Raw genomic sequence first — 16,749 nt, forward strand, 5'->3', positions numbered from 1 at the left:
TGTCTTCATCATCGCCGGGAGGAGAACTGACATGCTACTGGATCACGCCAACCAAACTTTCGATCAGTGCATCAAATGCACCGTCTGTACCGCCTACTGCCCGGTGGCCAAGGCCAACCCCGCCTACCCCGGCCCGAAACAGGCGGGCCCGGATGGCGAGCGGCTGCGCATCAAGAGCCCCGAGCTGTTTGACAGCGCCCTCAAGCACTGCACCAACTGCAAACGCTGCGAAGTAGCCTGCCCGAGCGGGGTGCGCATCGGCGACATCATCGCCAAGGCCAAACACCAGTACAGCGGTTTCAAACCGGGGATCCGCGAGTTCGTGCTCTCTCACACCGATCTGATGGGCAGCATGTCTACCCTGATGGCCCCGGTGGTCAACTTCACCACCGGCCTCAAGCCGATGAAGCTGGTGCTGGACAAGGCGCTGGGGGTCTCCTCCCACCGCGACCTGCCCAAATACTCCCAGGGCACCTTCCGCGGCTGGTACAAGAAGCAAAAAGAATCTCAGTCCCGCTTTGCGCGGCAGATCGCCTACTTCCACGGCTGCTACGTCAACTACAACCACCCGCAGCTTGGCAAGGAGCTGGTGCAGGTGCTCAACGCCATGAACATCGGTGTGCAGCTGCTGGAGCGAGAGAAGTGCTGCGGCGTGCCGCTGATTGCCAACGGCTTCATGGACAAGGCCAAGCAACAGGCGGCCTTCAACATCAAGCAGATGGAGAACTCCCTGCTGGGTAACGAGATGCCACTGCTGGCTACCTCCTCCACCTGCGGCTTTACCCTGCGCGATGAATATCCCCACCTGCTGGAGCAGGACAACCATAAGGTGCGGGATCGCATCTCGCTGGTGACCCGCTTCCTGTGGAACGAGTTCTACAAGGGCAACAAACCGGCGATGAAGCCGCTCAATCTGCACATCGCCTACCACACCCCCTGCCACATGGAAAAAATGGGGGGCGTCATCTACACCCTCGAATTGCTGCGCGCCATTCCCGGGGTCAAGGTGACGGTACTGGAGTCCCAGTGCTGCGGTATCGCCGGCACCTACGGCTTCAAGTCGGAGAACTACCAGACCAGCCAGACCATCGGCGAGGGGCTGTTTGATCAGATCAACCGCCTCTCCCCCGATCTGGTGATCACCGATTGCGAGACCTGCAAATGGCAGATCGAGATGAGCACCAGCTTCCGCTGCGAGCATCCCATTCATCTGCTGGCCCAGGCTCTGGCATAAGATGAGCGTGACCATATCCGCTGGTGTAAACCCCGAAGCCGGGGTATTCGTTGGTTCACCACCATGCCTTTGGGGCTGCAACCCAAACAGTATCTGATCACGATAAGACCTGAGAGGAGCCGGCATTGCCGGCTTCTCTCATTGATGTTGCCGACCATCTCGCCCATCGGCGGAACGCCCGGCCCGTACAGACTGTAACCGACAGCCCTCTCAAAAAAGAATATTTATTCATTTATTATTTTTATACCCATAAATAGATAATTGATATGACAGATAACCCTGCATGCCTTGCCAAATAACACAGGCATACCTCAGGTGTCGCTCCGTCCCGCCACAGAGACTCATTACACTTCCAATGTTCTGACTTTCTTAATAATTTAACCGGGATCTCATTTCTGTCTGTTGGTGCTCTCGGTAATTGATCTAGCGCAAGCCCCCCTCTGATAAATCATCATTCTTTTTACCCATTTGGTAATATCCAACTCGATCAATCGCATAAAAACATGGGTTTTATTCACTAATAACAATGAAGCGGCCTGCCTGCTCCTGCTTGGCGGGGGCGAACCAATGCCCACATCCAGGATGGAACTGTCAGGTCTGGCAATGAGATCGATTAGGGAGTGATGATCGTGAGTTCACGCAACAGACAGATCAAGCTGGGCCTCGCCGCCCTGCTGCTGACTACCAGCCTTGGCACCAGCGGCTGGGCACAGGCAGCCGATGACACGCAACCCAAAGGCAAGATCGAGGCGCGCAGCGAGCTGTTCGCCAAGGATCACGCCGATCAGTTCACCAGCTGGCAAGCCACCAGCGAAAGCAAGGAACGCACCGATGCGCTGGCGGAAGATCCCAACATGGTGGTGCTGTGGGGCGGTTACCCCTTCGCCAAGGATTACAACAAGCCACGCGGTCACTTCTATGCCCTGACCGACGTGCGGGAAACCCTGCGCACCGGCGCCCCCAAGACCGCCGAAGATGGTCCGCTGCCGATGGCCTGCTGGAGCTGCAAAGGCCCGGATGTGGCCCGCGTCATCGACGAGCAGGGTGAGGATGGCTACTTCAAAGGGATGTGGGCCAAGGGTGGGCCGGAAGTAGTCAACACCATCGGCTGCGCCGACTGCCACGACACCGCCTCGAAGGAGTTCAAGGAGGGTAAACCGGCCCTGCACCTCTCCCGTCCCTATGCCGATCGGGCCATGACCGCCATCGGCAAGCCGTTCAAGGAGCAGGGGCGCTTTGATCAGCAGTCCCAGGTGTGCGGCCAGTGCCACGTGGAGTATTACTTCAGCGGCCCCACCAAGGCGGTCAAATTCCCCTGGGACAAGGGCACCACTGTGGAGCAGATGGAGGCCTATTACGATGAAATCGGCTTTGCCGACTGGACCCATGCCCTCTCCAAAACCCCCATGCTGAAAGCCCAGCACCCCGAGTACGAAACCTGGCGCGCCGGCATTCACGGCCAGAACAACGTCGCCTGTGTCGATTGCCACATGCCCAAGGTGCAGAACGAGCAGGGCAAGGTCTACACCGATCACAAGGTGGGTAACCCCTTCGATCGCTTCGAGCAGACCTGCCGCAACTGCCACACCCAGAGCAAGGAGATGCTGCAAGGGATTGTCAAACAGCGCAAAGAGGCGGTGATCGAAACCAAGCTGAAGGTCGAGAAGCAGCTGGTACACGCCCACTTTGAAGCCAAGGCGGCCTGGGATGCCGGCGCCACCGAGGCAGAGATGAAGGATATTCTGCAGGACATCCGTCACGCCCAGTGGCGCTGGGACTACGCCATCGCCTCCCACGGGGTGCAGATGCACGCCCCCGAAGTGGCCCTCAAGGTACTTGGCAGCGCGCTGGATAAAGCCGCTGACGCCCGCACCAAGCTGGCGCGCCTGTTGGCCAGCAAGGGGATCAGCCACGAGATCGCCATCCCCGACATCTCCACCAAGGAGAAAGCGCAAGCCGCCCTTGGCATGGATATGAAGCAGTTCAACAGCGACAAGGCCCAGTTCCTCAAGACCACGGTCCCCGCCTGGGATGCCGAGGCCAAAGCGGCCGGACGGCTGGCACAGTAACGGCGCCTGCGGGCCCGGCCAGACCAGGCCCGCAGCGGATGGAGGCTTCCTATGGGTGATTTAACGATGGATTTTTTACGACTGATGCTGATGGCAGCCATGCTGTTCACCAGCCTGCAGGGTCAGGCGGCCGAGCCGACAGCAGCCCCTGTTCCAGCTGCACATGAGGTGGAATTTTTACGCAATCCCGACAAGGCCTGCACCGACTGTCACAAGGAGCAGAGCGAAGGGATGCACGGCAAGCATGGTCAGGCGACCAATCCCAACAACCTGGCACCTGTCACCTGCACCAACTGCCACGGCCAGCCCTCTCCCCAGCACAGGGAAGGGGTCAAGGATGTGATGCGCTTTAGCGACAGCTTCAATAACAAGCAGAGCACCCAGAGCTACCCCATCGCTGAGCAGAACGGAGTCTGCATGAGCTGCCACGAGCCCAAACCACTGCGCGAGGCGCTCTGGGCCCACGACGTGCACGCCACCAAGCTCACCTGCACCAGCTGCCACCAGCTGCATCCGGTCAAGGAGCCCATGGTGGCGATCCCGGAAAAATCCCGCATCAAGCTCTGCGTCGACTGCCACAGCAAGCAACATGAGGCCAGCAAGGCCCGGCAGGAGCAGTCCAAACCGGCTACCGGCAAGGAGGCATCATGAGCTGCTCTCGCCGTGACTTTATGGCGGGCATGGGCGCGGGGGCCCTTATCATGATGACGGGGCCGACTCGTTCCCTTGCTACCCCCCTCGCCCACAGCCAGACCATCGACGGGATCCGCTATGGCATGATCCACGACGAGACGGCCTGCATCGGCTGCACCGCCTGCATGGACGCCTGCCGGGAGGTCAACAAGGTGCCGGAAGGGGTCTCGCGCCTCGAGATCATCCGCTCAGGCCCGGTCGGGGAATTTCCCGACGCCGAGTACCACTTCTTTCGCAAGTCCTGCCAGCACTGTGACAACGCCCCCTGCGTGCACGTCTGCCCGACCGGCGCCTCCCATATTCGCAAGGAGGATGGCATCGTCGATGTCGACGCGGATCTCTGCGTCGGCTGCATGTATTGCCTCGCCGCCTGCCCCTATCAGGTGCGCTTTATCAACCCGGTCACCCGAGTGGCGGACAAATGCGACTTTTGCCGCAAGACCAACCTGGCGGCGGGCAAGGAGCCGGCGTGCGTGGAATCCTGCCCCACCAAGGCGCTGGTGTTCGGCAATCTGGATGACCCGGACAGCCCCATCGCCCAACGGCTGGTGAAAGAGACCACCTATCGCTACAAGCAGGCACTCGGCACCTCGCCCAAGATGTACCGCGTGCCCAAAGGGGAGATAAAGTCATGACGATGCAAGAGGCATTTCACTTCCCTTCCCTCGTGTGGGGATTTGTCCGATCGCCATCTACCGCAGTAACAGAAGGAGGAATGGATCATGTTGCATGACGCATTTCACTTCCCTTCACTTGTCTGGGACTGGCCGATCGCCATCTACCTGTTCCTGCTCGGCATCTCCGCCGGGGCTACCACCCTCTCGGTGCTGCTGCGCCGCAAGGGGGCCGGCAGCGAGAGCGGCATCATCAAGGCGACCGCCATTCTGGCGCCGGTGAGCGTGGTGCTGGGGTTACTGATCCTTATCTTCCATCTGGCCCGCCCCTGGACCTTCTGGAAGCTGATGTTCCACTACCAGTTCGACTCCGTGATGTCGATGGGGGTCATGCTGTTTCAGCTCTATATGGCGGTGCTGTTCGCCTGGCTGGCGGTGGTGTTTCGCGCCGAGATTGAGACCTTGCGTCGTCACCTGCTGCAAGAGAAGTTCGCTTTTGTGGATGAGCTGATTGGCTGGCTCGCCCGCATCGAACGGCTGCTGGCGCCGCTGTTGCTGCTGCTCGCCGTGCTGCTGGGGGCCTACACCGGCTTTCTGCTCTCGGCGCTCAAGACCTATCCGCTCTTGAACAACCCGGTGCTGCCGGTGCTGTTTCTGGTCTCGGGCATCAGCTCAGGTATCGCCTCCACCATCTTGCTGGCGGTGACGCTCTTCAAGGAGAACCACCACAGCCAGGGAGTGAGCTTCGTGCATCGCTTCGAGCTGCCGGTGCTGGCGGTGGAGGTGTTGCTGCTGGTCTGCTTCTTTACCGGCCTCTACTTCGGTGGCGGCCAGAAAGAGGTAGCGATGTGGGCCGCCATCGGCAGCGGCTTCTGGGCTCAGGTGTTCTGGCTCGGCGTGGTGGGCATCGGCATGCTGCTGCCCCAGCTGCTGGCTCTGCTGACCCCGGCGCCACTGCGGGAGCGCAACGGCCATCTGGTGCTGGTCTGCAGCCTGACCCTGGTGGGGATCCTGCTGCTGCGCTACTTCGTGCTTTATGCCGGCCAGATGACGGTAGTTTAAAAACCGGTTCACGCTCCTGTTGCGAGGCCGTGATCAAGGCTCATGTGCTGCTCGGAATCCTCATGTATTCACATACATTGCGGTTCCTGCGCTGCTCTTTACCTTGCTGACGACCTCTCACGACGGATCGTGAACCGGTTATTGAAAGCTGGGGATAAGCACCAGCCACCCTCGGGTGACTGGCGCTAGTTTGTTGCTGGCCCAATGAATTTCTGGTGATGCCACACCCGTTGCTTGGCAATATTCCCCGCCAAAGGGAGACGACGCTACGTGTGTGCCATGACATGAATGACATCAAAGATTGACTGGAGGTTGTGTGCTGGCGGAGCTCGGCTATCTCTCACTGTTGCTGGCGGCGGCACTCTCCTTGCTGCAGGGCACACTGCCCTGGCTGGGATTACGGCTCGCCTCCCCGACTCTGCTGCGCTGCGCCACGCCGCTGGCGCTGATCAATGCCATCCTGTTGGGGGCCGCCCTGCTGCTGCTCGCCAGCTGCTTTGGCCAGGATGATTTCACCGTCAGCTATGTGGCCCAGCACGCCAACAGCGCCCTGCCTCTTGGCTTCAAGCTGGCGGCCGTGTGGGGCGGCCATGAAGGCTCCATGCTCTTTTTCGTCTTTGCGCTGGGGCTGTGGGGCGCTCTGGTGGCCCTTTGCTCCAAGCGGGTCGATCCGCTGATCACAGCCCGGGTATTGGCCATCATGGGGCTGATCGTCGGGCTCTTCGGCCTCTATACCCTGATCTTCTCCAGCCCGTTTGACCGCCAGTTTCCGGGGCCGCAGGAGGGGCGCGATCTCAACCCCATGCTGCAGGATATCGGCCTTATCATCCACCCACCCCTGCTCTATCTCGGTTACGTCGGCTTTGTAGTCAACTTCGCCTTCGCCATGGCGGCGCTGCACTCGGGCCGGCTCGATGGCGCAGTAGCCCACTGGAGTCGCCCCTGGGCGCTCGGCTCCTGGGTCTTTCTCACCGCCGGCATCGTGCTGGGCTCCTGGTGGGCCTACTACGAGCTCGGCTGGGGCGGCTGGTGGTTCTGGGATCCGGTAGAAAATGCGTCCCTCTTGCCCTGGCTGCTGGGCACTGCCCTGCTGCACGCTCTGATTGTCTGCGAGAAGCGCGGCGCTTACGGCCACGCCGTGCTGTTGCTCTCCATCTTCACCTTCGCCTTGAGCCTGCTCGGCACCTTTGTGGTGCGCTCCGGGGTGCTCACCTCGGTGCACGCCTTTGCGGTGGACCCCAGCCGCGGCCTCACCCTCTTGTTGCTGCTCGGTTTGCTATTGACCTGCGCCCTCACCCTGTTTGCCCTGCGCGCAGACATTCGCACCCCCTATGCCCGCTTTGGCTTGCTGTCAAAAGAGGGGCTGCTCGGCGCCGCTATCCTGCTGCTCTGCGTGGCCTGCGCCAGCGTGCTACTCGGCACCTTCTACCCCATGGTGTTCCAGTCGCTCCATCTGGGCTCGCTCTCGGTGGGCGCCCCCTATTTCAATACCATCTTCGTGCCGCTGGCCCTGCTGCTGATGGCGCTGATGACCCAGCTGCCGCGCCTGCGCTGGCAGCAGCTTGCGGCACATTCCCGACTAAACGCTCTGTTACCGCCGCTGTTTGGGCTGCTTGGCGGCGGGCTGCTTAGCCTTGCCTATCTGGAACAGGGATCGTTTTCCGATAGTTGGATTGGCATCCTCGCCAATATGGTGAGCCTCTGGCTGATGGCCAGCCTGTTGCTCCCGCTCTTGCAACTGACTTCATTCCGCGATTTCACCCTTAACCGACTCGGCAGTCTGCTGGCCCACCTCGGGGTGGCGGTGTGCGCCCTTGGCATTGCGCAGGTGAGTCACCACAGTCAGGAGGGGGGCACTGTGCTAAGTGCCAACCAACCCTACCAACTCGGCGCGTTCGAGTTTCGTTATGAGAGGCGCGAGCCGGTGATCGGCCCCAACTATACCGCCGAGCGCATCACGCTTAGCGTGCATAAGCACGGTAAAGAGGTGGCGCGGCTGACGCCGGAGCGGCGCCACTACAGCGTGCGCACCATGAACATGAACGAGCCGGGCATCGCGTGGGGAATGCTCGGCGATCTCTACGTGGTGCTGGGTGAGAAGATGGGACCAGATGCCTATGCCATGCGGCTGCACTACAAGCCGCTGGTGCGCTGGATCTGGTTCGGTGGCCTGTTGATGATGGCTGGCGGCACCCTGCGCCTGCTCGCCCGTCGCCCCTTGCTTGCCTCCCGCCCCGTTGTGGTTAGCGCCTCCCATCCCCGGCTCGAACAGGAGGCGTTATGAGATCCCGCCTGCGCCTCTTTCTTCCACTGCTGCTGACCCTGAGCCTCGGCATCCTGCTCTGGCTCGGCCTTGGCAACAATCCCTACAGCCAGGATGAGGCGACGCTCGGCCGTACCCTGCCTGCGTGGCAGAGCGACAATCTGCTGGACGGACGTCCGATCCAGACCGCCAGCCTCAAGGGGGAGCCCTTTGTGCTTAACGTCTGGGCCAGCTGGTGCGCCAACTGCCGCGCCGAGCATCCGCTGCTCAGCGAGCTCGCGGGCACAGTGCCCCTCTACGGTCTCAACTACCGGGACAAGGGGGATGCGGCCCGCGCCTGGCTTATCCAGGCGGGCAACCCCTATCGCGCCGTACTGGCCGACCCCGACGGCCGACTGGCGCTGGAGCTCGGCGTCTACGGCACGCCGGAGACCTATCTCTTCGCCGGCAACGGCACCCTGCTGACCCGTCATACCGGCCTGCTCACCAGGGAGATCTGGCAACGCCAGTTTGCCCCCCAGCTCGACAAGGCGCGAACTGACGCGCAAATGAAGGCCGCCACAACGGCACCCGCGATTGCGCCATCTATTGCAACATCAGCTCGGGAGACACAGCCATGATGCGCCGTTCTCTTGCCTGCACCCTGCTGGCCCTCGGCATGCTGCTGAGTGCCACTGCATATTCCAGCGGGGTCGATACCTATCAGTTTCGCCATCCCGAGCTGCAAAATCGGGCGCAAGAGCTGGCCCGCGCCCTGCGCTGCCCCCAGTGCCAGAACCAGAACCTGGTGGAGTCCAACTCCCCCATCGCCCGGGATCTGCGGTTAGAGGTCTACCGCTGGGTGGACGAGGGGCAGTCTGATGAGCAGGTGATCGCCCGCATGACGGAGCGCTTCGGCGATTTCGTCCGCTACGATCCCCCCTTCAAGAGCAGCACGGCGCTGCTGTGGGGCGGTCCCCTGCTGCTGTTGGGGCTGGCGCTGTTGACCCTGTTTCGCCGCCTGACACGCACAAAGGCGCAACCCATCCCTGTCGTTAAGGCCATCGTTGAGGCCTCCCCCCAACCCGTCGCAGATCCGCGCAGCGAATTGAATTTGCTGATCATGCACGGGGAGCAGGCAGGTCTCTCCCCTGACCAACCACTCTACAAGGAGCTAGTTGCCGTCCGCCTGGCCAACGCTATCCCGGCGGCTGAGCTGGCCCTGCGCGCGCAACTGGCCAGCCAGCGTGACAATCGCGGCCGCCATCATCGGCACGGGCGGGCCTTGTTGCGGCTTGGCATCATGGCCATCGCGGCTGTTGCCGCTGTGTATCTGAGCACCGGCCGCTATCAGGCATGGCAGGCTTATCAGTCGCGCCCCGATCCGCTGGCGAGATTGAGCCCGCGGGATCTGCAGGACAAGGAGCTGGGCGCCCTGCACCAGCGCCTGCAAACCAACCCTGCCGATCTCGACCGCTGGGCGGCGCTCGGCCAGCTCTATCTCTATCGCGGCGAATATGACAACGCCCTGCTCGCCTACCAGCGAATCGCCCTGCTGGAGGGGGGGGCCAGCGCGGCGACCCAGGCCGCGCAAGCCACCGTGCTCTACTATCAGGCGGGCCAACAGCTGACTCCCGAGGCAACCCGCCTGCTGGAGAGCGCTCTCAAGCAGGACGCGGGGGAAGTGAGCGCCCTGATGCTGCTCGCCTCCGATCACTTCCTGCATGGCCGCTACAGCCAGGCCATTGCCCTGTGGCAGCAACTGCTCGATGGCGAGCGCCCTCGCATCAACCGGGCTGCACTGATCGAGGCGATCCAGACGGCAAGCATAATGGGCGGGTAACCCCTTGATTGAAGGAGGGTAATCGTGGTGATATGGCGCCGCGACCACGCAAGTGGCTCAGTACTCTCTTTCAATAGACAAGGATGTCTGGATGCAACTCACCCTGTTAAACGACTCGGGCAAATTCGATGGGCTCGATGACACCATTAGGCACGTTTTTGCCGAGACGGCGCACAAATTGAATGCCTTGTTCGATCTCTCCCAACTGGATGTCACCTTCAGCCCTTTTGCCGAGGGGGATGCTCCCGACTCGGGTATCGGTGGCTGGGCCATCAACATGTATCGAATAGAACTCCAGCTTGATCTGGAACGGCCTGATATCAAAAAGGTGATCATCACCGAATTGCCTGCCGTGCTGGCCCACGAAGTCCACCATATCGTGCAAAAGAAGAACAAGGTGGAAGCAGAAACACTGGCTGAAAACCTGATTTTTGAAGGGCTGGCCTGCTACTTTGAGCAGAGGTTCAATGGTGGCACACTCCCCTCGCTGTTCAAGGAGTCTCATCACCATGACTGGCAATCGCTCCTGGCAGAGATGACGCCCCATCTATCCAGCAAGCAGTTCAACTATTTAGACTTTTTCTACTGCCGTGATAACCGGCCATTTCCCAAATATGCCGGTTACTGGGTGGGGTTCAATCTGGTGGCCAACTATCTGGCCCAAAATGGCCTGAATGAAATAGAGGTCATGGGCCTGCCCGCCGAGGCATATTTCAATTAACACGCCTTCACACTGTTCATGGCTATCACAGAGCCCAAACCCGGAGAGAAGATCATGATCCCCATTCGCTGCAAGGCCGTCTCTGGTGTTGCCCTTACCACTGTCGATGGCGAAACCAAATTGCTGGTGATGAAACGGGTCAAGGGGGGCTTCTGGTGTCATGTGGCGGGCACGGTGGAGGCGGGTGAAACCGGCTGGCAGACCATTATTCGGGAGTTTGGCGAAGAGACGGGGATCAGAGTCACCGAACTCTACAACGGCCAGTATCTGGAGCAGTTCTACGAGGCGAGCTTGAATACGGTGGAGGTGGTGCCGGTCTTTGTGGTCTATTGCCCGCCCAATCAGGCGGTGACCCTCAACGACGAGCACACAGACTATCGCTGGTGTTCCCTGGCCGAAGCAAAAACGCTGGTGAGTTTCCCCGGCCAGAAGGCGCTCTACGACCATATCTGGCAACACTTTGTCGACAACGCCCCCTCTCCCCTGATGCGGGTCGATATCCGCTGACCGCGCACAACTTCCCCCTTTAAATGCAACACGCCCCCGGATGGGGGCGTGTTATATCTAAAGCCAGCCAAGCGCTTTTGTTAGACCCCACCGATGGCCTACGGCCGCTCGCCAGCGGCCAGACGACGGTTGATATCGGCGATAACCGGGGCGATGTCGGCCAGGGTATCAATCACATAGTGTGCCCCCGCCGCCCGCAGTTTGGCCTCGGCCGGTGCACGCCGGGCGGCGATCTCAGCCTCACTCATGGAGGCAAACTCGTCCCAAGTGGCACCAAATTCGTTGCCGGAAACCGACAATCCCACCGTCCACATGCCCGCGTTAAGCCCTTCGCTGATACCCGGCACGGCGTCATCCACCTTGATGCAGCGATGCACCGCACTCACTCCGAGCTCAATTACGTTGGCCAGCGCCATCCAGGGGCCGGGGCGACCACCAGCCTTGAGGTCGTCGGTGGCGACCCAGTGATCCGGGCGGTAGCCGTGATCGGCCGCAGCAGGTACCAGCGCCTCCATCACCGGACGGGGATAACCGGAGCAGGAGCCGATTTTCATCCCCCGCACCCGCAGAGCGTCCAGCACTGGCAGCACACCGGGGATGGGGGTGGCAAAGCGGGTCACGGCGGCAATCTGCAGCGGCATAAAGGTGTGATAAATGTGGTCCACCTCGGCGTGCCTCATGGGGTGGCCGAAGCGAGCCTGCCAGCGCACATCCACCGAGGGCAGACGGCCCAGCGCGGCGATATGATCCCACTTGCCCAACCCCATGGGCTGGCGCGCCTCATCCAGGGTCACGGGGAAGTCATAGGCGCGGGCGAAGGCCTCGACGAAGATGGAGGTGGGGGCGAAGGAGCCGAAATCGACGACGGTGCCGGCCCAGTCGAGGATCAGCGCCTCCACGTCGGTGATCGGGTCTACAGCAATCTGCAAGTCAGTCATGGTGGTGTTCCTGTTTCGGTGAAAGTGCGATCTCGCCAAGGGCGCGATCGAGAATGGTGATGGCGCGCACCAGATCGGCGCGGGCGATATTGAGCGGTGGCGAGAGCTGGATGACGTTCCCTTGGGAGACCTTGAAGCTGAGCCCCAGCTCCAGACAGCGGTAGAGCAGCCGCTCGGCGGCCTGGCTATTGCGGGTGCGACTCTGATGATCGACCACCAGATCGAGCGCCCACAGGAGGCCGATACCGCGCACCTGCCCGATCAGCGGATGACGTTCGGCAAGCGCCGCAAGCTCTGCCGCCATAAAGCGGCCATCCTCCTGCGCTTTTGCCAGCACCCCCTCTTCACGGATGGTACTGATGGTGGCGAGTGCCGCCGCGCAGCCGATAGGGCTCTTCTCGTGGGTGTAGTGACCGAGCGAAATAGCTGCGGCCTGATTGAAACGGTCGCGGGTGATGAGCGCGGCAAACGGCACCACCCCGCCCCCCAGCCCCTTGCCCAGACAGATGATGTCGGGCTCGATGCCGAACTCTTCAAAGCTGAACCAGTGGCCGGTGCGCCCCAAGGCATTGGGGATCTCGTCGACGATCAACAACACCTTGTGGCGATCGCAGATCTCCCGCACCCGCTGCCAGTAGGCCTTCGAGGGCACCTGCACATCGGTGTTGCGGATAGGTTCGGCGATAAAGGCGCCGATCCCTCCCTCCTTCTCGATGACGTACTCCAGATAATCGGCGTAGTGCAGGTCATCCCCCTCCCCGCGATACCAGACGCCGCGATAACGGGTGGGCGGTGGGATGCGCTCCACGCCGGCCATCAATGGGCCCATACCGGCGCGAAAACAGGCCTCGCCGCCGACCGAGATGGCATCGAGGGAGGCGCCGTGAAAGGCATCCCACAGGGACACCACCTTGCTATTGCCGGTAATGAAACGGGCGAGCTTCAGGGCAATCCCCACCACCTCGCTGCCGCCGGGGGCGAACAGCACCCGGTTGAGATCGCCGGGAGCCAGCTCGGCCAGGGTACGGGCGCAGTCGATGGCAACCTGATGGGTGTAGCGGCGGGGCGCAAACGGCAGATCGGCGAGTTGCTGCTGCACCACGGCCACCACCCTGGGGTGACCGTGGCCCAGCTGATGGACGCTGTTGCCGTGAAAATCGAGGTAACGCTTGCCCGATACGCTGGTCAACCAGCTCCCCTGCGCCCCCTCGATCAAATCCAGACAGGGGGTGGAGAGTGCCTGATGGAGAAAGTAGCGGCTATCCTCCGCCAATCCGGCCTGTACCTCTTCGCTCTGGCCCGCCCACCAGCGCGCCCGCCCCTCGCCGAGGTTGACATCCCCTTCGCTGTCGGCGCGGCCGCTGCCGTGCAGCTTATGGTCATGCAAATCGCGGCCACGCAGATCACGACCCTGAGCCAGCATGCTGGTCATCGCGCGTCCCCTTGCCAGTAGCAGGCGCTGGCCATGGCGGCGAGCAGATCGCGCACCCGCTCTGGGGTCACATCGCCGATATTGCCAATCCGGAAGCAATCGGCCTGGGAGACCTTGCCTGGATAGATAACAAAGCCCTGCGCCTTGAGCCGCTGGTAGAAGTCGGCGAAGCGGTAGTCAGGGTGGGCCGGAGAGTAGAAGGCGGTGATGATGGGAGATTGCCACTGTTCTGGCAGCAGTGGCGCAAAGCCGAGGGCAGCCATCCCCGCCAGCAGCGTGCGCTGATTCTCGCCGTAGCGCTGATGGCGGGCTTCAATGCCCCCCTCTTCGTCCAGCTCGCGCAGGGCCTGGGCAAAGGCGAGCACGGTATGGGTGGGCGAGGTAAAGCGCCACTTGCCCCCCTGCTGCTCCATGGTCTGCCACTGGGCATGCAGGTCGAGGGAGACCGAGCGGGCGCGACCGGCGCAAGCTGCCAACGCGGCGCGGCGAGCGATGACGAAACCAAAACCCGGTACCCCCTGAATGCACTTGTTGGCCGAACTGATAAGAAACTCGATGCCAAGGCGGCCCATGTCGATGGGGATGCCGCCAAAGCTGCTCATGGCATCAACGATCAGGCGGATGCCGCGGCGCAGGCAGAGCGCAGCCACCTCATCGAGCGGATTGAGCATGCCGGTGGTGGTCTCACAGTGCACCATGGCCAAGTGGGTGATCTCGGGGTGGCGCGCCAGCATCGCCTCAATGGCGGCGGGTTCCGGGCGGGTGGTCTCGCCGCAGTCCAGCTCATGGTGGCGCAGGCCAAGGCAGCGGGCCATCTCCCCCATGCGGGCACCGTAGGCGCCGTTGTTGATGATCAGCAGGCACTCATCGACGCCTATCGCCGAGCCCAGCACGCTCTCCACCACATAGCTACCACTCCCTTGCAGCAGCACGACGCTGTAGTCACTTTCATATTCCGGGCCAGTAGCGAGGCGCACCAGCTCGCGGCGGATGGGCTCCACCACCCCCTGGTTGTAGTCCGCATCCCAAGTGCAGCTGTCTTGCAGCATGGCGGCACGCACAGTCGCGGTGGTCGAGAGGGGGCCCGGGGTCAGCAGCAGGTAATCGACGGCGGCGGGAGCCGCAGGAATATGGGTCATGACTTTGCTCCTTTTGGTATATACCAGAATGAGCGCATTGTGGGTAACTCCCCCGCCAAGGTCAAAGGGGTGGGGCTACGTGCAACAAAAAATTCATTTTCAGCGCCGGGATCGCGATAATCTAGGAGGCCTGAACAACAGGGGCGATGTTGGTATCTACCAACGCATGTTGATGTTGCCCTTTAGCGACCGGGCAGATGACCTGCCCTGTGCCCAGCCCATTGCCCAACTCATTGCACAACTTATTGCAAAACCAGGGATTTTCATGAGCAAACCGCAATATCTGCAGATCAAGGATGCCCTCGCCAACCAGATCCTAGCGGGGGGCCTGGCCCCCAACGACAAGCTCCCCTCCGAGCGGCTGCTGGGGGAACTCTATGGCACCACAAGAGTCACCATCCGCGAGGCACTGGTACAGCTGGAGGCGAACGGCCTTATCTATCGGGAGGATCGCCGCGGCTGGTTCGTCACACCGCCACGCTTTCGCTTGAACCCCAGACGCACCTCCAACTTTCACCAGATAGTGCGGGAGCAAGGGGGTGAACCACGTACCGAGCTGCTGGAGAAAAGCCGCCAGGCGGTGCCGCCCGCGTTGATGGCGCAGCTGCAGCTCAAGCCGTTCGACAGCCTGTTTCTGCTAAAACGGCTGCGCTACGCCAACGGGCGCGCCATCTGTTACTGCGAGAACCACTGCCTGCCAGAGCGGGTGCCCGGCCTGCTGGAGCTGGATCTCAACGGCAGTCTGACCGAGATCTACCAGGCCCATTACGATCTCCACTACGCCCGCATGCAGGTGCGTTTCTTCCCCACCGCCCTGCCGGACGAGGTGGCCAAGGCGCTGGGGGCCACCGCCGGTCTGCCCGCCCTGCGCCTCGAGCGGCTCAACTTCGATCAGCACGGCCGGGTGCTCGACTTCGATCTGGAGTACTGGCGTCACGACAGTCTGGAGATCGAGGTGGATACCCAGGATTAGTCACGGATAAATCAGGAACGGCAAAACGTCACGGGGCTGTCACGGTCACGTCATAAAGATCCCCTAGCCTCTCTCTCGACCAATCTGGTTTATACCAAACCAATTTAACTGGAGAAGAGGATGAAACAGGGAACCCATCTGCTGGCCGCCGCCGTGCTGGCTGCCATGACCGCCCCGGCACTGGCCGCGACCGATCTCACCGTCTACACCGCCTTCGAACCGGAGCAGCTCAACGAGCTGAAAACCGCGTTCGAGCGCCAGCATCCGGACATCAACATCAAGTGGGTGCGTGACTCCACCGGCGTGGTCACCGCCCGCTTGCTGGCAGAAAAAGCCCAGCCCAAAGCGGATGTGGTGTGGGGACTGGCCGCCACCAGCCTGATGCAGCTCGATCAGCAGCAGATGCTCAATGCCTATGCACCGAAAGGGCTGGAGAAGCTCGACAGCCGCTTTCGCGACAGCAAGGCCGAGCCGCACTGGATCGGTCTGGACGCCTTCTTCAGCGCTATCTGCTTCAACAAGGTAGAGGCGGAAAAACAGGGGATCCCGGCCCCCACCAGCTGGGCCGACCTCACCAAGCCCATCTACAAGGGCAAGGTGATCATGCCCAACCCCAGCTCCTCCGGCACCGGTTACCTGAGCGTTGCGGGCTGGCTGCAGACCATGGGCGAACAGCAGGGCTGGCAATTTATGAACGGCCTGCACCAGAACATCGACCGTTACACCCACTCGGGCTCTGCCCCCTGCAAGCTGGCCGCCAGCGGTGAGACGGTGATCGGTATCTCCTTCGACTTCCCGGCGACCAGCCTCAAGGCCAAGGGTGCCCCCATCGAGGTGGTATTCCCGAAAGAGGGGTCGGGCTGGGATATGGAAGCCGCCGCCATCATCAAGGGCACCCCCAAGCTGGAGGCCGCCAAACAGCTGCTCGACTTTGCCGCCACCGAACAGGCCAACGCCCTCTACAACAAATCGTTCGCCGTGGTCGCCATCCCCGATGTAGCCCAACCGAGAGCGGGCTATCCGGCGGATATCAAAGGCCAGATGATCGACAACGACTTTAGCTGGGCAGCCCGCGAGCGTAACGCCATCCTGGCCCAGTGGAGCGCCAGCTTCGACGGCAAGACCGAAGCCAAACAGTAAGCGTGAAGGGCGGCGGTTTGTTCACGCCAGACACACCGCTGCCAATAAACTGCCAGTCGAAGGCCAACAGGTGTTGGCCTTCGCTTTTTGGTTTTAACTTCCCGAGTGTGTATTGCCTTCAATTAGCGACGCTTCGCCCATC

The 16,749-nt window shown here is 61.6% G+C and carries 15 protein-coding genes; 12 read left to right on the forward strand and 3 right to left on the reverse strand.

Translation table 11 applies throughout. The features are described from left to right. Window positions 1-31: 31 nt before the first annotated feature. The 10 genes from glpC (at window position 32) to G5179_RS11655 (ending at window position 10,985) form a co-directional block, all read left to right on the forward strand. A complete protein-coding gene (glpC, locus tag G5179_RS11610; protein WP_158111129.1) occupies window positions 32-1,234 on the forward strand; it encodes an anaerobic glycerol-3-phosphate dehydrogenase subunit GlpC in 1,203 nt (400 codons plus the stop codon). A gap of 623 nt (window positions 1,235-1,857) precedes the next feature. Then, the gene (gene nrfA / locus G5179_RS11615; RefSeq protein WP_227342727.1) at window positions 1,858-3,303 is read left to right on the forward strand and encodes an ammonia-forming nitrite reductase cytochrome c552 subunit; all 1,446 of its coding nucleotides are present in this window, start codon (window positions 1,858-1,860) and stop codon (window positions 3,301-3,303) included. Between the two features lie 51 nt (window positions 3,304-3,354). Continuing rightward, complete coding sequence (gene nrfB / locus G5179_RS11620) at window positions 3,355-3,954, forward strand: cytochrome c nitrite reductase pentaheme subunit (RefSeq protein WP_421249911.1); 600 nt, start codon at window positions 3,355-3,357, stop codon at window positions 3,952-3,954. Then, window positions 3,951-4,631 (forward strand): cytochrome c nitrite reductase Fe-S protein, encoded by a 681-nt coding sequence (nrfC, locus tag G5179_RS11625; RefSeq protein WP_421258406.1) that lies wholly within the window; start codon window positions 3,951-3,953, stop codon window positions 4,629-4,631. The genes nrfB and nrfC overlap by 4 nt, the downstream gene beginning before the upstream one ends. 87 nt (window positions 4,632-4,718) lie before the next feature. Continuing rightward, window positions 4,719-5,672: a cytochrome c nitrite reductase subunit NrfD gene (gene nrfD / locus G5179_RS11630; protein ID WP_421258407.1), complete on the forward strand. Its 954-nt coding sequence runs from the start codon at window positions 4,719-4,721 to the stop codon at window positions 5,670-5,672. A gap of 316 nt (window positions 5,673-5,988) precedes the next feature. Then, the gene (gene nrfE / locus G5179_RS11635) at window positions 5,989-7,956 is read left to right on the forward strand and encodes a heme lyase NrfEFG subunit NrfE (protein WP_421258408.1); all 1,968 of its coding nucleotides are present in this window, start codon (window positions 5,989-5,991) and stop codon (window positions 7,954-7,956) included. Further along, window positions 7,953-8,555 carry a DsbE family thiol:disulfide interchange protein gene (locus tag G5179_RS11640; RefSeq protein ID WP_421258409.1) on the forward strand — a complete coding sequence of 201 codons (603 nt, stop codon included), beginning with the start codon at window positions 7,953-7,955 and terminating at the stop codon, window positions 8,553-8,555. Before nrfE ends, G5179_RS11640 begins: the two co-directional genes overlap by 4 nt. Then, a complete protein-coding gene (gene nrfF / locus G5179_RS11645) occupies window positions 8,552-9,757 on the forward strand; it encodes a heme lyase NrfEFG subunit NrfF (RefSeq protein ID WP_421258410.1) in 1,206 nt (401 codons plus the stop codon). Before G5179_RS11640 ends, nrfF begins: the two co-directional genes overlap by 4 nt. 91 nt (window positions 9,758-9,848) lie before the next feature. Further along, entirely contained in the window at window positions 9,849-10,478 is a 630-nt protein-coding gene (locus G5179_RS11650; protein ID WP_421258411.1) for a DUF2268 domain-containing putative Zn-dependent protease, read from the forward strand. A 54-nt stretch (window positions 10,479-10,532) separates the two neighbouring features. Then, window positions 10,533-10,985 carry an NUDIX hydrolase gene (locus tag G5179_RS11655; protein WP_421258412.1) on the forward strand — a complete coding sequence of 151 codons (453 nt, stop codon included), beginning with the start codon at window positions 10,533-10,535 and terminating at the stop codon, window positions 10,983-10,985. A gap of 98 nt (window positions 10,986-11,083) precedes the next feature. Here G5179_RS11655 and phnX read toward each other — a convergent pair whose 3' ends face one another. Genes phnX through phnW form a run of 3 tightly spaced genes read right to left on the reverse strand, consistent with a single transcriptional unit; the run spans window position 11,084 to window position 14,494 of the window. After that, entirely contained in the window at window positions 11,084-11,923 is an 840-nt protein-coding gene (gene phnX, locus G5179_RS11660) for a phosphonoacetaldehyde hydrolase (protein ID WP_103251168.1), read from the reverse strand. Beyond that, on the reverse strand, window positions 11,916-13,355 hold the full coding sequence (locus tag G5179_RS11665; protein ID WP_421258413.1) for an aspartate aminotransferase family protein: 1,440 nt from the start codon (window positions 13,353-13,355) through the stop codon (window positions 11,916-11,918). The genes phnX and G5179_RS11665 overlap by 8 nt, the downstream gene beginning before the upstream one ends. After that, complete coding sequence (gene phnW / locus G5179_RS11670; protein WP_421258414.1) at window positions 13,352-14,494, reverse strand: 2-aminoethylphosphonate--pyruvate transaminase; 1,143 nt, start codon at window positions 14,492-14,494, stop codon at window positions 13,352-13,354. Before phnW ends, G5179_RS11665 begins: the two co-directional genes overlap by 4 nt. 265 nt (window positions 14,495-14,759) lie before the next feature. On the opposite strand from phnW, the gene phnR reads away from it, so the two are divergent. Further along, entirely contained in the window at window positions 14,760-15,467 is a 708-nt protein-coding gene (gene phnR, locus G5179_RS11675; protein WP_005300236.1) for a phosphonate utilization transcriptional regulator PhnR, read from the forward strand. Between the two features lie 120 nt (window positions 15,468-15,587). Next, entirely contained in the window at window positions 15,588-16,607 is a 1,020-nt protein-coding gene (locus G5179_RS11680) for a putative 2-aminoethylphosphonate ABC transporter substrate-binding protein (RefSeq protein ID WP_043824248.1), read from the forward strand. Window positions 16,608-16,749 lie beyond the last annotated feature (142 nt).

The organism is Aeromonas sp. 600886, from assembly GCF_049174935.1.
Lineage (GTDB): Bacteria > Pseudomonadota > Gammaproteobacteria > Enterobacterales > Aeromonadaceae > Aeromonas > Aeromonas veronii_A.

Bases quoted from the DNA above. Each gene is read 5' to 3' on its own strand.
- nrfF (WP_421258410.1), top strand. From the start codon at position 8,552: ATGATGCGCCGTTCTCTTGCCTGCACCCTGCTGGCCCTCGGCATGCTG.
- nrfA (WP_227342727.1), top strand. From the start codon at position 1,858: ATGATCGTGAGTTCACGCAACAGACAGATCAAGCTGGGCCTCGCCGCC.
- glpC (WP_158111129.1), top strand. From the start codon at position 32: ATGCTACTGGATCACGCCAACCAAACTTTCGATCAGTGCATCAAATGC.
- G5179_RS11665 (WP_421258413.1), bottom strand. From the start codon at position 13,355: ATGACCAGCATGCTGGCTCAGGGTCGTGATCTGCGTGGCCGCGATTTG.
- G5179_RS11650 (WP_421258411.1), top strand. From the start codon at position 9,849: ATGCAACTCACCCTGTTAAACGACTCGGGCAAATTCGATGGGCTCGAT.
- G5179_RS11655 (WP_421258412.1), top strand. From the start codon at position 10,533: ATGATCCCCATTCGCTGCAAGGCCGTCTCTGGTGTTGCCCTTACCACT.
- G5179_RS11680 (WP_043824248.1), top strand. From the start codon at position 15,588: ATGAAACAGGGAACCCATCTGCTGGCCGCCGCCGTGCTGGCTGCCATG.
- phnX (WP_103251168.1), bottom strand. From the start codon at position 11,923: ATGACTGACTTGCAGATTGCTGTAGACCCGATCACCGACGTGGAGGCG.
- nrfD (WP_421258407.1), top strand. From the start codon at position 4,719: ATGTTGCATGACGCATTTCACTTCCCTTCACTTGTCTGGGACTGGCCG.
- phnR (WP_005300236.1), top strand. From the start codon at position 14,760: ATGAGCAAACCGCAATATCTGCAGATCAAGGATGCCCTCGCCAACCAG.
- G5179_RS11640 (WP_421258409.1), top strand. From the start codon at position 7,953: ATGAGATCCCGCCTGCGCCTCTTTCTTCCACTGCTGCTGACCCTGAGC.
- nrfB (WP_421249911.1), top strand. From the start codon at position 3,355: ATGGGTGATTTAACGATGGATTTTTTACGACTGATGCTGATGGCAGCC.
- nrfC (WP_421258406.1), top strand. From the start codon at position 3,951: ATGAGCTGCTCTCGCCGTGACTTTATGGCGGGCATGGGCGCGGGGGCC.
- phnW (WP_421258414.1), bottom strand. From the start codon at position 14,494: ATGACCCATATTCCTGCGGCTCCCGCCGCCGTCGATTACCTGCTGCTG.